A 12,939-nucleotide genomic window follows, 5' to 3' on the forward strand; every position below is an offset into this window, starting at 1 on the left:
CTCACTTGACCCGCACCATGCGATCGAGCAGGTGTTCCATCACTGCCTCCATGTCGCCGCACTTGCCCATGTGCACCGGTGAGGTCTGGATGATCGCGCTGCGTTTTGCGGTCAGCCAGTGGAAGCGCGCGCGCTTGGGCAGCAACCCGATGGGGCCGGCCTGGGCGCCGCCTTCGCAGATGCGCGGAATGGCGGCGAGGTGGCGTTGCAGTGATTCCAGATCGACGCGCGGATCCAGGACGCGCACGCGTGCCTCGTCGAGCTCGATGCGGGCCTGCAGGAAACCGGTCTTCTCGCAGGACACGATCACACCGACGTTGATGAACTCCTCGCGCTCTACCCGCGGGACGACCCGGATCACCGCGTAGTCGTAGGATTCAGACACGCGCACGCCGGGCCTCCTGCGCGAACGCATGCGGCAGCGCCAGACGCTGCTGCAGGTAATGGAGGTAGGCCGCGCGCTGCTCATCGGGTGGACCGAAGGCATCGCCTCCCTGGAGCCAGGTATCCGGCACCTGCGCGACGATGTCCGCCAGTCGCTCCGGCGTCAACCGCGCGCCGAGACGCGCATCGGCGGCCTCCAGATCACTGGCCAACGGCAACAGGACGTGATCCCGTATCAGCGGAAACGGGCGGCCCGCGCCGCTGGTGTCGCCGTCCCAGCCATGGTGGAAGTACAGCGACGCGCCATGGTCGATCAAGGTCAGGCGGCGATGCCAGATCAGCAGGTTGGGATTGCGCACGGTGCGGTCGACGTTGCTGATGAAGGCATCGAACCAGACGATGTCCGAGGCCAGCTCCGGCGCCGGCTGCTCGGCGACCGGATCGAAGTTGGCCGCCCCGGGCAGGTAGTCCAGCGCCAGGTTGAGGCCGGCGCTGGCCTTGATCAGATCCTGGATTTCGGGATCGCCTTCGGTGCGCGCGAGATCCGGATCCAGTTCGACCAGCACGATCTCGGGCACCGGCAAGTCCAGCGCCCGCGCGATCTCGCCGGAAATCAGCTCCGCCACCAGCGCCCGCGGTCCCTGGCCGGCGCCGCGGAACTTGAGCACGTACATGCCGTCGTCGTCGGCCTCGATGATCGCGGGCATGGAGCCGCCTTCGCGCAGCGGCGTGACGTAACGGGTGGCGGAGATGGTGCGCAGGCTCATCGCGCAAGGATAGCCTCCCGCGCGGGCACGGCGAAATCCGTCAGGGATGCCCCGCGCGCGCCGGCATCGGGGACGGCGCCGGCAGGCCGGGCACCTGCGTGTCCGCGTCGGCCAGCACCTTGCCCAGCACCAGCCCCTTGTCCTCCAGCGCCTCGACCTCGGCGGCGCGGGTCATGATGACGATGCTGATGCGGCGGTTGATCGGGTTCTGCGGATTCTGCTGGTCGAACAGGACCGAGGAGGAAAGCCCGACCACCCGGGTGACCTTGTCTTCCTGCATGCCCGCATCGACCAGGCTGCGTCGCGCCGCGTTGGCGCGATCGGCGCTGAGTTCCCAGTTGCTGTAGCCGGCGCGGCTGTAGGCGGTGACGTCGGTGTGCCCGGTGATGCTGATGTGGTTGGGCACGCGGTTGATGAAGCCGGCCAGCTCGCGGAGGATGTCCGCCGTATAGGGTTTGAGCGACGAACTGCCCAGATCGAACATCGGCCGGTTCTGCTGATCGACGATCTGGATGCGCAGGCCTTCCGGGGTCAGGTCGATCAGCAACTGGTCCTTGAACGGTTCCAGCGCCTGGCTGCGGCTGACGGCTTCCTCCAGCGCCTGCATCAGCGCTTCCAGCCGGCGCTGATCCCGGGCGTGTTCCTGCGCGGCCTGGTTCGGGTCGGGCGCCGCGGTCGGGGTGCGGTTGTCCGGATCCGGTCTGCTGAAAGGGTCGTCCCCGCTGCCGCGCGGGACATCCATGGTGCCGCCCAGCTTGATCAGCGACGTGCTGGCGCCACCCGGCCCGTTCGGGCCCGGCGCGGGCGAGAAACTCTTGCCGCTCAGCGGGCTGGGATTGCGGAAGTATTCGGAGATCGCCGCCCGCTCCTTGTTGGTGGTGGCACCCACCAGCCACATCACCAGGAAGAACGCCATCATCGCGGTGACGAAATCGGCGTAGGCCACCTTCCAGGAGCCGCCGTGGTGGCCACCCCCCTGGACCTTGCGGACCCGGCGGACCACGATGACCGTCGATTTCTCGGCCATGGCGTTGCCTACTTGGCGCCCTTGAGGTGGGTCTCGAATTCGGCGAACTGAGGGCGCACGTTCGAGGGCAGGGTCTTGCGGGCGAACTCCAGCGCCACCTTCGGGTTGTAGCCGCGCAGGCAGGCCAGCAGCGCCGTCTTCACGCTTTCGTAGATCCGGCTGTCCTGTTCGGCGCGTGCCTCCACCGCCGCCGACAGCGGGCCGACGAAGCCATACGCGAGCAGGATGCCGAGGAAAGTGCCGACCAGCGCGCCGGCCACGTGCGCGCCGACCTGGACGATGTCGCCACCGATCGAACCCATGGTGATGACGATACCCAGCACCGCGGCGACGATGCCGAAACCGGGCAGTCCGTCGGCGACCTTCGCCAGCGCATGCGCCGGGGCCATCATCTCGTGGTGGTGCTTCTCCAGTTCCAGTTCCAGCAGCGGCTCCAGCTCATGCGGCTCGATGTTGCTGCCGACCATCAGGCGCAGGCAGTCGGTGATGAAATCCATCAGGTGATGGTCCGCCAGCACTTTCGGGTACTTGTTGAACAGGTCGCTCGAGGATGGATTGTCGACGTGCGACTCCAGCGCGATGAAGCCTTCGCGGCGCGCCTTGTTCAGCAGTTCGTACATCAGGGTCAGCACGTCCAGGTAGTCGGACGATTTGTATTTGACGCCCTTGAACACCGCCGGGATGCTGGCGAAGGTCGCCTTCACCACCTTGGGCGGATTGCTCATCAGGAACGCACCCAGCGCGGCGCCGCCGATGATCACCAGCTCGAACGGCTGCCAGAGCGCCGAGAGTTTTCCATGCGAGGCGACGAACCCGCCCAGCACGCTGACGATGACGACCAGGATTCCAACGATGATCAGCATGGGGCGACACGGCGTGGGGTACGAAGGGATGTCGGCCCCGTGCCCGGATTCTTGAGCGGCTTCCGCCGGCCGGCGCGGTCAGGTCGAACGCGACACGCCCAGCCGGCGCAGCATGAGGTAGACCGCCAGGCTGGACAGGCCGCACAGCACCAGCGCCGCGGAGGCGCCGGCACGGTGGTCGGCGAAGGGCAGGCCGTGCAGGTTCATGCCGAAGATGCCCACCACCAGGCTCGGCGGCAGCAGCAGCGCGGTGATCATCGACAGCACATAAAGGTGGGTGTTGGTGCGTTCGGCCAGTTTGGCGGCGACTTCGTCCTGGAGGAGGCGGGCGCGTTCCTGCAGCGTCGACACGTCGCCGTCCAGGTCGTCGAACCGCTGCCCGAGCCGCGAGGCGACCGGCAACAGTTCGTCCTCCTCCTCTTCCGCCGCGTGCCGCTGCTCGAATTGCTTGAGCACGCGGCGCATCGCGGTCAGCGGACGGTGCAGGCGGACGCTGTGATGGCGCAGCGAGGCCAGATCGCGGCGCTCGTCGCCGATGGCGTCGGCGAGCACGCGATCCTCGATCCGGTCCAGGGATTCCGACAGGTCGTCGGTGGCGCGTTCGACCGAGTCGGCGAAATGCTCGGCGATGGCTTCCAGCACGCGGGCCGGCGTGGTGCAGCGCTCGCCCGCGCACAGTTGCCGGCGCACGGTTTCCACCGAACGCAGCGGCTGCCGCCGGGCGGTGACCAGCAGGCCGTCGCCGACCGCGAAATGCAGCCAGCCCAGGCCGTCATGATGGCCTGGCGTGCGCGACGCGGACCCGCCGGCACGCTGGTGTTCCCAGTCGACGAACACGCCGTAGGCGCCTTCTTCCTGCCGTTGCAGGATGACGTGGGTGTCATGCGACAGCAGGGCCTCACGCGCGTCTTCCGACAGCGGCAGGCGCATCACCGACTGCGCGCTGCGGGCGTCGGTCTGATTGAAGTGCAACCAGCGCCAGCCCCCTTCTTCCACCGCCGCCATCGGGTCGCCCGCCTCGATCGGCATGGCGTACCCGTCGGCGTCGAAGCGCAGTGCCCACAGCAGGCCGGGAAATCCATCAAACAGGACGTCGGCGTCGGAACGGACCAGCATGGCGATGCCGCCTTCACGGCAGACGACAGTTTCGTGACCGGCAGGTTACATGCGTCGTATGCCGGTTTTATGACAACGGCGCGGGGCGATCAGGACAGCGGCTGGCCTTCCGGCGCGCCTCGTTGCATCCGGTCCGGCAGTGGCTCGCCTTCACCCGTGAAGTCCAGCGACACCGAGTTCAGGCAATGGCGCTCGTGGGTGGGCGGCGGCCCGTCCGGGAACACATGCCCCAGGTGACTGCCACAGCGGGCACAGACGATCTCGGTCCGCACCATGCCGTAGCTGCTGTCGCGGATCCGGCCGATGTGGCGCTCGTCGAACGGCGCGAAGAAGCTCGGCCAGCCGGTGCCGGAGTCGAACTTCGCGCTGGAACGGAACAGCGGCAGACCGCAGAAGCGGCAGGTGTAGGTGCCTTCGCGCTTGTTGTCCAGGAACACGCCGCAGAACGGCGCCTCGGTGCCGTGGTGAAGCAGGACGCGGCGCTCCTCGTCGCTGAGGGCGTCGGTCAGCTGCCCGCGCTGGGCATCGGTGGGCGGGGTGAGGTCAAAGGCGCTCATGGGAAGCTCCGGGGAATCGTCCGATCTTCTATATGGTGGCAGTCCATCCGTCCGCAAGCGCCGGACCATCGCCGCCCGGGATCACCGATCCTCCGCTTCCGTTGCATGACGGGGGGCGAATGAAGAAAAGGCGGCCGTCTGGCCGCCTTTTACTTCATCCCGCCGGCGGGACGACTCAGACGTCGTCGCGCTTGAACTCGCGGTACAGCCAGTCATCCAGCATGCGCTTCTCGAAACGCAGCGGGTCGGTATCCAGCAGGTTGCCGCCGCTCATCAGGAACGCGCTGTCGACCAGCTTGCGCTCGCCCTGGGCCAGGACCTGGCCGTTGGCGTCCTTCAATTCGAAGTTCAGCGTCACCCGCGGCGGATAGATGTCCTTGACGATGCGGATGCGATCCATGTTGAAGCCGCGGCCGGGCTCGTAGCTGCCCGCGCGACGGATGTCGGAGATGGTGATGTGCATCTGCTGGCCCGGCGCCAGGCGCTTGCCGGCCTGCTTCTGCAGATAAGTGGCCAGGTCGACCACCCAATTGCCCTGCGCGGCTTCCCAGCGGTTGCCGCTGTAGCGCAGGTCGGTGAACTGGGCGGGATCGGTCCAGTCGACGCTGACCGCGTTGGCGGTCGGCAGTTCGCGCGGCGTGTTGGGGTCGGTCACCGTCCGGGACTTGGCCAGCAGCGGTCCGCTCAGCGCCAGGCCCAACACCAGGGCGGACAGGAGGGATACGCGTTTCATGACCGGTCTCCGGAAAGTATCAGGGGACTCAGATTCTGCTCCGCCGCCCGGGGAGCGGCAACGCGCCGAGAGGCTTTTCCGGCAGGTCCGTCACCCGGAGTTCATGTCCTTGAACGACAGGCAGACAGTAGCCGGATTCAGCTCGTGCGAAGGCGCTCCACGTCGCGCAGGGGCGGCGCGCCGAACATGCGGCTGTACTCCCGGCTGAACTGCGAGGGGCTCTCGTAACCGACCCGATGGCCGGCGGTCGCCGCGTCGACGACTTCGGTGAGCAGCAGGCGTCGGGCTTCCTGCAGGCGCAATTGTTTCTGGTACTGCAGCGGGCTCATCGCGGTCACCGCCTTGAAGTGGTGATGCAGGGCCGAAGGACTCATGTGCACCTGGCGGGCGATGTGATCGATGCGCAGCGGCTGGTGGAAGTTCTGCCGCAGCCAGCCGATCGCGCGCGCCACCCGATGTCCCTGGCTGTCGGCCACGCCGATATGGCGCAGCATGCCGCCCTGTTCGCTGCGCAGCAGGCGGTAGTGGATCTCACGCTGGATCAGCGGCGCCAGCAGCGGGATATCACGCGGGGTTTCCAGCAATCGCACCAGCCGCAGCGCGGCGTCCAGCAGATCCGGATCGCACCGGCTCACGCTGATGCCGCGGGAAGGCGGGGGCAGGGGCGTCGAGACTTCCTCGGCCTGGGTCACCAGGGCGGCGATGTCGGCCGGTGGCAGCTTCAGCACGAAGCACAGGTAGGGCTTGTCCGGCGCCGCCTGGATGACCTGCCCGGTGATCGGGAGGTCCACCGAAGCGAGCAGGTAGCGGGTGGCGTCGTACAGGAAGACCTCTTCGCCCAGCAGGGTCTGCTTGCTGCCTTGGGCGATCAGGCACAGCGAGGGTTCCTGCAGGCCACCCATGGGCGTGCTGGGAGCGCTCAGGCGCGAAAAACGCAGGTTGTCGATCGCGGTGGCGTGCACCCCGTCGCGGCTGGCGAATCGTTCAATCGCCTGGGCCAGCGAGGCGCGACGCTCCTCGATCTGCATCTCGAGACCGGATGCGGCCTGCGAGCTTGTTTGCGACGGAACAGAAGGGGTCTCCATGGCCGGGGAGTCTACGCCCGCGCCGGGACACCGGCACCGGCCCCGGGGCTCCCGGGCAGGATCAGGCAAGAATGGCGGAGAAACCGGATATCGGCGGGCGCATATGGGCGAACAGACTGCGCCTCCCGCCGGCGCATCCCGCGCCGGCATCGCGAGAAGGCCATCCCCCATGTCCGGAATCGAAGGAAAAGTCATCGCCATCACCGGTGCCAGCAGCGGCATCGGCGAAGCCACCGCCCGCGAACTGGCGCGCCGCGGCGCCCGCGTGGTGCTCGGTGCGCGGCGCACCGAACGCCTGGAACAACTGGTCGCCGGAATCACCCGGGCGGGCGGTCATGCCGTTTACCGCAGGCTGGACGTCACCGACCTGGAAGACACGCGCGCGTTCGTCGAACATGCCCGCGCCGAGTTCGGCCGGGTGGACGTGATCGTCAACAACGCCGGAGTGATGCCGCTGTCGGCGCTGGAAGCACTGAAGATCGACGAGTGGAACCGCATGATCGACGTCAACATCCGCGGCGTTCTGCACGGCATCGCCGCCGGCCTGCCGGTCATGAAGGCGCAGGGCGCTGGCCAATTCGTCAACGTGTCCTCCATCGGAGGCCACGCGGTGTACCCGACCGCGGCGGTCTACTGCGCCACCAAGTACGCGGTGCTGGCGATCTCCGAAGGTCTGCGCCAGGAGCACCAGGATCTGCGGGTCACCGTGATTTCGCCGGGCGTGACCGTCAGCGAACTGGCCGACACCATCACCGATCCGGCGTCCAAGGCCGGCATGGACGAATTCCGCAGGATCGCGATTCCCGCCGAGGCGATCGCCCGGGCGATCGCCTATGCGATCGAGCAACCGGATGACGTGGACGTCAGCGAAGTGATCGTGCGCCCGACCGCCAGCGCGTACTGACGGGCGCGTATCCACGGGTCCCGCGGGATGGAGGCAACAAAGCTTTCCATCCCGCGGCTTGCCCGGCCCGGCGCGGAGGAGTGAAATGGCGGCCCCTCCCCCGCATCGAGTTCACCGCCATGGAATATCGCTATCTGGGCGCGTCCGGTTTCCGCGTTCCCGCTCTCAGCTTCGGCACCGGCACCTTCGGTGGCCAGGGCGCGTTGTTCAGTTCCTGGGGCCAGACCGATGTCGCCGAGGCGCGCCGGCTGATCGACGTCTGCCTGGACGCGGGACTGAACATGTTCGACAGCGCCGACGTCTATTCGAAGGGCGCCGCCGAATCGATCCTCGGCGAAGCCATCAAGGGCAAGCCACGCGATTCGCTGATCCTGTCCACCAAGGCGACCTTCCGCTTCGACGAAGGCGAGAACCGCGTCGGCTCTTCCCGCCATCACCTGATCAACGCGATCGACGCGGCGCTCAAGCGCCTGGGCACCGACTACATCGATCTGTTCCAGCTGCATGGCTTCGACGCGCGCACGCCGGTCGAGGAAGTGGTTTCCACGCTCGACAACCTGGTCCGCGCCGGCAAGATCCGTTACCTGGGCGTGTCCAATTTCTCCGGTTGGCACCTGATGAAGTCGCTCGCCGCGGCGGACCGTCATGGCTGGTCGCGTTATGTGGCCCACCAGGCGTACTACTCGCTGGTCGGACGCGATTACGAGTGGGAACTGATGCCGCTGGCCGCCGACCAGGGTGTGGGCGCGGTGGTCTGGAGCCCGCTGGGCTGGGGCCGCCTGACCGGCAAGATCCGCCGCGGCCAGCCGCTGCCGGAAACCAGCCGCCTGCAATCGCAGACCAGCGTCGATTCCGGTCCGCCGGTGGACCAGGAGCATCTGTTCCGCGTGGTTGACGTGCTGGATGAAATCGCCGCCGAGACCGGCAAGACCCTGCCGCAGATCGCGCTGAACTGGCTGCTGCAACGCCCGACCGTCTCCACCATCGTCGTGGGCGCCCGCAACGAGGAACAGTTGAAGCAGAACCTCGGCGCGGTCGGCTGGAACCTGAGTGCCGAGCAGGTCGCGCGCCTGGACGCGGCGAGCGCGGTCACCAAGCCGTATCCGTACTGGCATCAGGCCGGTTTCAAGTACCGCAATCCGACGCCGGTCTGATCCGGTTTACAACGCCCCATCGCCGTCGGCGCGCTCCTGCGCCGGCGGTTTACGTCTTCAGGAAAATCGCATGAGCCAACCGGTCAAGATCGACTTCGTTTCCGACGTGGTGTGCCCCTGGTGCGCCATCGGACTGCAATCGCTGGAGCAGGCCATCGCACGCATCGGCGGTGACCTGCAGGTGGAGTTGCATTTCCAGCCGTTCGAACTCAATCCGCAGATGCAGGCCGGGGGCGAGGATGTCATCGAGCACCTGACCCGCAAGTACGGCATGAGCGCGGAGCAGGCACGCAGCAACAGCGAAGCGATCCGCCAGCGTGGCGAGGCGCTGGGCTTCACCTTCGACATGGATGGACGCCGCCGCATGGTGAATACCTTCGATGCCCACCGTTTGCTGCATTGGGCAGGCAACGAGGGCCTCGACAGGCAGCGCGCACTCAAGCACGCGCTGCTGCGCGCGTATTTCACCGACGGCCAGGACGTATCGTCGGCGGATGTCCTGGCGACGGCCGCGGGATCGGTTGGCCTGGACGAAGCGCGCGCGCGGGAGATTCTCGCTTCGGACGAGTATGCGGATGCGGTCCGGGCGCAACAGGGCTTCTACCAGGAACACGGGATCAGCGCGGTGCCGTCGGTCGTATTCAATGACCGGCACCTGATCCAGGGCGGGCAACCGGTGGATACCTTCGAACAGGCGCTGCGCCAGCTGTCCGGGATTGCCGGTTGACGCGATAGCCAGGCGGCCCGCCGCATTAAAAAAAGTTCATGTCCGGGAAAGGCGCCGATGAGGCGCCGAGGCGCAGGCTGTGCCGGCGATGGGAGGTTTCCCACCGGCACGCCTCACCCAATCCAACCGGAGCAACGACATGAATCTGCGTACTTCCCTGCTCGTCCTCGGCCTCTCGCTGGCCGCCACCAGCGCGTTCGCCGCCACGCCTGCGGTACAGTCGACCCCCACCCCGAAGCCGGTCGCGGCCACTTCCGCCAAGCCGGCCGAGCACGCGGCCAAGTCCGACAAGCGCGAATGCCTGAAGCGCAGCAAGGTCGGTCATTGCGAGCAGTGGGCGGCCAAGTCCACCGCCAAGCCGGCGGAGACCGCCAAGCACTGACCGCACCGCGCCTGAACGTCCTCCCTCCCGACTGCCGCCGGCCCGCGCCGGCGGCAGTACCATGCCGCCGCGAACCGGAGGCCCGATGCGCGTTCTGCTGATCGAGGACGATGCCCACACCGCCGCTTTCATCGGCAAGGCGATGAAGGAGGATGGCCACGCGCTCGACCGCGCCGACAATGGCCGTGATGGCCTGTTCCTGGCCAGCACCGGTACCTACGACGTCCTGATCATCGATCGCATGCTGCCCGGCCTGGACGGCATGGCCGTGCTGCGCACGCTGCGCGGCGCCGGCAACGCCACGCCGGTCATCCTGTTGACCGCGCTCGCGGACGTCGAGCACCGGGTCGAAGGCCTGCGCGCGGGCGCCGACGATTACCTGCCCAAGCCGTTCGCGTATGCCGAACTGAGCGCGCGGGTGGAGAGCGTCATGCGCCGGGGCGTGGCCGGCGACGCCCCGACGACCACGCTGAAGGTCGGGGATCTGGAGCTGGATCTGCTGGGTCGCGCGGCGACCCGCGGCGGACGTCGCATCGAACTTCAGCCGCGCGAATTCCGGCTGCTCGAGTACCTGATGCGCCAGGCCGGCAAGGTGGTCACCCGCACCATGCTGCTGGAGGCGGTCTGGGACTACCACTTCGATCCGCAGACGAATGTCATCGACGTGCACATCAGCCGCCTGCGGCAGAAGATCGATCGTGATGGCGCGCGGGAAGATGCGCCGCCATTGCTGCATACCGTGCGCGGCGCCGGCTACCGGCTGTCCGCCTGAGCGCGGCGGATGGAACCGCGCAGGCTTTCGACCACCACCCGCCTGGCCGGCGTGGTGGGGCTGGCCTTCCTGCTGGCCTTCGCGGTGCTCGGCGGATTCGCCTACTTCGCCGTGTCCTCGCTGCTCTATCAGGACGCGCGGGAGGTCATCCATGCCGATGCCGAAGGGTTGACCGATCTCTATCGCCATGGTGGCCGCCCGGCGTTGCTGGCCGAGGTGGAACAACGGTTGGTGGCGCCGGACGATCCGGATGCGTTGTACGCCGTGATCGAGCGGGCCACAGGCAGGCGCGTGACCGGCAATCTGGATGCGCCGCCGCGGGGGAATCATGCGCGATGGATCCGCCGGCAGGGCGCGGATGATCCGGCGCTGCCGCAACTGCTCTACCAACGGCCTCTGGATCGCGATCTGCTGCTGATCACCGGCCTGCGACTGCGTTCGGAATCCGGCTTCCTGGCGATGAGCCTGCGCGCGGCGACGATGGCGACCCTGTTGGCGTTGGCGCTGGGCCTGCTGCTGGGTGGCCTGATCGCGCGTTGGGTATCGCACCGGTTGCGTCGGCTGGAAGAAACCGTGGCGCGGGTGGGAGAAGGTGCGCTTGCGAGCCGGGTGCCACTGGATGGCAGCGGCGACGCCTTCGAACTGCTGGCGCTGCGCTTCAACCGGATGCTGGATCGCATCGAGATCCTGTTGTCCGGCGTGCGCGAAGCCACCGATCACATCGCCCACGATCTGCGGACGCCGTTGACCCGGCTGCGCAGTCGGCTCGAACACCTGCGCGCTGATGTCCGGGTGCCCCGGGCGACGCTGGAATCGGCGATCGCCGAGGTCGATCAATTGCTGCAGTCCTCGAGCGCGCTGCTGCGCTTGGCCCGGCTGGAGGCGCAGACGCCCGCGGACACGGATCCGGATATCGAGCTGGAACCGCTGGTCCGCGACGCGGTCGAGTTGTATGAGCCCATCGCCGCCGAGCGTCGCATCGCACTGGTGCAATCATTGGAACCGGCGCGATCGCGCGGGGATGCCGATCAGCTGTTCCAGATGCTGATCAACCTGCTGGACAACGCCGTCAAATATTCACCGGCCGACAGCGAGATCCGGGTGTCGCTGCGGAGCGGTACTGGTGGTGCGCATCTGGAGATTGCCGATCGTGGCGGTGGCATTCCCGCCGAGGAGCACGAGCGGGTGTTCGATCGCTTCCATCGCCTGGAAAGGCATCGTGGATCACCCGGTAGCGGACTGGGGCTGAGCCTGGTGCGGGCGATCGTGCATCGTCATCGTGGTCAGATCCGTCTGGAGGATCATCGCCCGGGTTTGCGGGTCTGCGTGTTGCTGCCGCCCGCCGGTTAGCGTGCCGGGCGCGGAAAGCGGGAGAGGGGCCGCTTCCCGCACCCGGCAGGCGGTCTCAACCGTGTCGCGACACGACCACGGCTTCGCGGCCGGCCATGTCCATCACCACCGCGGTCGGAATGCCGTGGTGTTCATACAGCGTGGCGGCCAGCAACCGCGCGCTGTCGCGGGCATCGTTCAGGGTCTGGTAGCGGGAACGGCCGTGCTCGCCCTCATAGAGCTGCCAGCCTTCGTTGGCGGCGGCGATGGTGAAAAGAAGACGGGGCATAGGGACCTCCAGCGGGCCAGCAACGCGCGTTCCTGCGCGATGCATAGCCTGCCCGGAGGCGAGTTGTTTCACATTCAGCGGAATCCGCGACGTCGTGTAGGAAAAAACCTACATTTCCACGGGACCGTGGCGAATCACTTGAGCATCGGCCCCAGCACCTGCCACACATGGTCCCGGATCTTCGGCTGCGCCGCGGCCACCGGGTGCAGGTTGTCAGCCTGGAAATTGGCGCGATCGCGTGCCACGGGTTCCAGCAGGAATGGCAACAACGGCAGCTTGTACTGATCCGCCAGAACCTTGAAATTGGCTTCGAAGTCGCGCGTGTAGTCGGGCCCGTAGTTGGGTGGAATGCGCATGCCGATGAGCATCACCCGGGCGCCGGATTTGCGCGCGGCCTGGATCATCCTGTCCAGATTGGTCCGGGTCTGGGCAAGCGAGAGGCCGCGCAGGCCGTCGTTGGCGCCCAGCTCGATCACCACGATGGCCGGGCGATGGCGCTGCAGTTCGGCCGCGATGCGCGACGCGCCACCGGCGCTGGTTTCGCCGCTGATGCTGGCGTTGACCACCCGCCAGCCCGGTCGTGTGCGCTTGACCTGCTCGGCGGTGAGCGCCACCCAGCCCTGCGCGGCGGACAGGCCGTAAGCGGCGGAAAGCGAGTCGCCCATCACCAGGACGGTGCGCGGCGCGCCGGTGGCTGGCGCCTGTTGCGCGGCCAGCGGCAGTGCCACCCATGCGGCCAATAGCAGCAGGGCGGTACTCATGGCACATTGCAGGCGGGTCCGGGCGGCCCCATACCGGATGTTCTTAAAGAACATTTAATCCATGCTCCCAATGATGGAGGGCATCAGCA

At 67.4% G+C, this 12,939-nt stretch carries 15 protein-coding genes and 1 pseudogene; 6 read left to right on the forward strand and 10 right to left on the reverse strand.

What is annotated here, in order from left to right; genetic code table 11:
• Position 1: 1 nt before the first annotated feature.
• From AC3DEZ_RS03255 to AC3DEZ_RS03290, 8 genes and pseudogenes are all read right to left on the reverse strand, one after another.
• Positions 2 to 391 (reverse strand): DUF3037 domain-containing protein, encoded by a 390-nt coding sequence (locus AC3DEZ_RS03255; protein WP_488386921.1) that lies wholly within the window; start codon positions 389 to 391, stop codon positions 2 to 4.
• A complete protein-coding gene (locus tag AC3DEZ_RS03260) occupies positions 378 to 1,091 on the reverse strand; it encodes a HipA family kinase (protein WP_488386922.1) in 714 nt (237 codons plus the stop codon). Before AC3DEZ_RS03260 ends, AC3DEZ_RS03255 begins: the two co-directional genes overlap by 14 nt.
• Positions 998 to 2,178, reverse strand: a pseudogene (motB, locus tag AC3DEZ_RS03265) (flagellar motor protein MotB). Before motB ends, AC3DEZ_RS03260 begins: the two are co-directional and overlap by 94 nt.
• An 8-nt stretch (positions 2,179 to 2,186) precedes the next feature.
• The gene (gene motA, locus AC3DEZ_RS03270) at positions 2,187 to 3,041 is read right to left on the reverse strand and encodes a flagellar motor stator protein MotA (protein WP_488386923.1); all 855 of its coding nucleotides are present in this window, start codon (positions 3,039 to 3,041) and stop codon (positions 2,187 to 2,189) included.
• A gap of 78 nt (positions 3,042 to 3,119) precedes the next feature.
• Positions 3,120 to 4,157 carry a CorA family divalent cation transporter gene (locus AC3DEZ_RS03275; protein ID WP_488386924.1) on the reverse strand — a complete coding sequence of 346 codons (1,038 nt, stop codon included), beginning with the start codon at positions 4,155 to 4,157 and terminating at the stop codon, positions 3,120 to 3,122.
• 89 nt (positions 4,158 to 4,246) lie between these two features.
• Positions 4,247 to 4,714, reverse strand: coding sequence for a peptide-methionine (R)-S-oxide reductase MsrB (gene msrB, locus AC3DEZ_RS03280; RefSeq protein ID WP_488386925.1), 468 nt, complete (start codon positions 4,712 to 4,714; stop codon positions 4,247 to 4,249).
• A gap of 175 nt (positions 4,715 to 4,889) precedes the next feature.
• On the reverse strand, positions 4,890 to 5,447 hold the full coding sequence (locus AC3DEZ_RS03285) for a DUF3016 domain-containing protein (protein WP_488386926.1): 558 nt from the start codon (positions 5,445 to 5,447) through the stop codon (positions 4,890 to 4,892).
• Positions 5,448 to 5,584: 137 nt separating this feature from the next.
• Positions 5,585 to 6,475: an AraC family transcriptional regulator gene (locus AC3DEZ_RS03290; RefSeq protein WP_488386927.1), complete on the reverse strand. Its 891-nt coding sequence runs from the start codon at positions 6,473 to 6,475 to the stop codon at positions 5,585 to 5,587.
• Positions 6,476 to 6,701: 226 nt separating this feature from the next.
• Between AC3DEZ_RS03290 and AC3DEZ_RS03295 the strand changes: the two genes are divergently transcribed.
• The 6 genes from AC3DEZ_RS03295 (at position 6,702) to AC3DEZ_RS03320 (ending at position 11,821) form a co-directional block, all read left to right on the forward strand.
• Positions 6,702 to 7,436 (forward strand): SDR family oxidoreductase, encoded by a 735-nt coding sequence (locus tag AC3DEZ_RS03295; protein ID WP_488386928.1) that lies wholly within the window; start codon positions 6,702 to 6,704, stop codon positions 7,434 to 7,436.
• A gap of 119 nt (positions 7,437 to 7,555) precedes the next feature.
• Positions 7,556 to 8,590 carry an aldo/keto reductase gene (locus tag AC3DEZ_RS03300; protein ID WP_488386929.1) on the forward strand — a complete coding sequence of 345 codons (1,035 nt, stop codon included), beginning with the start codon at positions 7,556 to 7,558 and terminating at the stop codon, positions 8,588 to 8,590.
• Positions 8,591 to 8,660: 70 nt separating this feature from the next.
• Positions 8,661 to 9,317 (forward strand): DsbA family oxidoreductase, encoded by a 657-nt coding sequence (locus tag AC3DEZ_RS03305; RefSeq protein ID WP_488386930.1) that lies wholly within the window; start codon positions 8,661 to 8,663, stop codon positions 9,315 to 9,317.
• Between the two features lie 139 nt (positions 9,318 to 9,456).
• Positions 9,457 to 9,699, forward strand: coding sequence for a hypothetical protein (locus tag AC3DEZ_RS03310; RefSeq protein WP_488386931.1), 243 nt, complete (start codon positions 9,457 to 9,459; stop codon positions 9,697 to 9,699).
• An 85-nt stretch (positions 9,700 to 9,784) separates the two neighbouring features.
• Entirely contained in the window at positions 9,785 to 10,471 is a 687-nt protein-coding gene (locus AC3DEZ_RS03315) for a winged helix-turn-helix domain-containing protein (protein ID WP_488386932.1), read from the forward strand.
• A gap of 9 nt (positions 10,472 to 10,480) precedes the next feature.
• Positions 10,481 to 11,821, forward strand: a complete 1,341-nt coding sequence (locus AC3DEZ_RS03320; RefSeq protein WP_488386933.1) for a HAMP domain-containing sensor histidine kinase — start codon at positions 10,481 to 10,483, stop codon at positions 11,819 to 11,821.
• A gap of 55 nt (positions 11,822 to 11,876) precedes the next feature.
• Here the strand turns inward: AC3DEZ_RS03320 and AC3DEZ_RS03325 are convergent, their stop codons facing one another.
• Both AC3DEZ_RS03325 and AC3DEZ_RS03330 read right to left on the reverse strand, forming a co-directional pair.
• A complete protein-coding gene (locus tag AC3DEZ_RS03325) occupies positions 11,877 to 12,089 on the reverse strand; it encodes a hypothetical protein (RefSeq protein ID WP_141454351.1) in 213 nt (70 codons plus the stop codon).
• A gap of 134 nt (positions 12,090 to 12,223) precedes the next feature.
• Positions 12,224 to 12,850: an arylesterase gene (locus tag AC3DEZ_RS03330; RefSeq protein WP_488386934.1), complete on the reverse strand. Its 627-nt coding sequence runs from the start codon at positions 12,848 to 12,850 to the stop codon at positions 12,224 to 12,226.
• Positions 12,851 to 12,939 lie beyond the last annotated feature (89 nt).

The sequence above is a fragment of the Pseudoxanthomonas sp. 134C1 genome, from assembly GCF_057773065.1.

What these genes read in the sequence shown, in the direction of transcription:
- AC3DEZ_RS03260 (WP_488386922.1), bottom strand. Translation starts at nt 1,091, where the DNA reads ATGCCCGCGATCATCGAGGCCGACGACGACGGCATGTACGTGCTCAAG.
- motA (WP_488386923.1), bottom strand. Translation starts at nt 3,041, where the DNA reads ATGCTGATCATCGTTGGAATCCTGGTCGTCATCGTCAGCGTGCTGGGC.
- AC3DEZ_RS03275 (WP_488386924.1), bottom strand. Translation starts at nt 4,157, where the DNA reads ATGCTGGTCCGTTCCGACGCCGACGTCCTGTTTGATGGATTTCCCGGC.
- msrB (WP_488386925.1), bottom strand. Translation starts at nt 4,714, where the DNA reads ATGAGCGCCTTTGACCTCACCCCGCCCACCGATGCCCAGCGCGGGCAG.
- AC3DEZ_RS03285 (WP_488386926.1), bottom strand. Translation starts at nt 5,447, where the DNA reads ATGAAACGCGTATCCCTCCTGTCCGCCCTGGTGTTGGGCCTGGCGCTG.
- AC3DEZ_RS03290 (WP_488386927.1), bottom strand. Translation starts at nt 6,475, where the DNA reads ATGCAGATCGAGGAGCGTCGCGCCTCGCTGGCCCAGGCGATTGAACGA.
- AC3DEZ_RS03295 (WP_488386928.1), top strand. Translation starts at nt 6,702, where the DNA reads ATGTCCGGAATCGAAGGAAAAGTCATCGCCATCACCGGTGCCAGCAGC.
- AC3DEZ_RS03300 (WP_488386929.1), top strand. Translation starts at nt 7,556, where the DNA reads ATGGAATATCGCTATCTGGGCGCGTCCGGTTTCCGCGTTCCCGCTCTC.
- AC3DEZ_RS03305 (WP_488386930.1), top strand. Translation starts at nt 8,661, where the DNA reads ATGAGCCAACCGGTCAAGATCGACTTCGTTTCCGACGTGGTGTGCCCC.
- AC3DEZ_RS03310 (WP_488386931.1), top strand. Translation starts at nt 9,457, where the DNA reads ATGAATCTGCGTACTTCCCTGCTCGTCCTCGGCCTCTCGCTGGCCGCC.
- AC3DEZ_RS03315 (WP_488386932.1), top strand. Translation starts at nt 9,785, where the DNA reads ATGCGCGTTCTGCTGATCGAGGACGATGCCCACACCGCCGCTTTCATC.
- AC3DEZ_RS03320 (WP_488386933.1), top strand. Translation starts at nt 10,481, where the DNA reads ATGGAACCGCGCAGGCTTTCGACCACCACCCGCCTGGCCGGCGTGGTG.
- AC3DEZ_RS03325 (WP_141454351.1), bottom strand. Translation starts at nt 12,089, where the DNA reads ATGCCCCGTCTTCTTTTCACCATCGCCGCCGCCAACGAAGGCTGGCAG.
- AC3DEZ_RS03330 (WP_488386934.1), bottom strand. Translation starts at nt 12,850, where the DNA reads ATGAGTACCGCCCTGCTGCTATTGGCCGCATGGGTGGCACTGCCGCTG.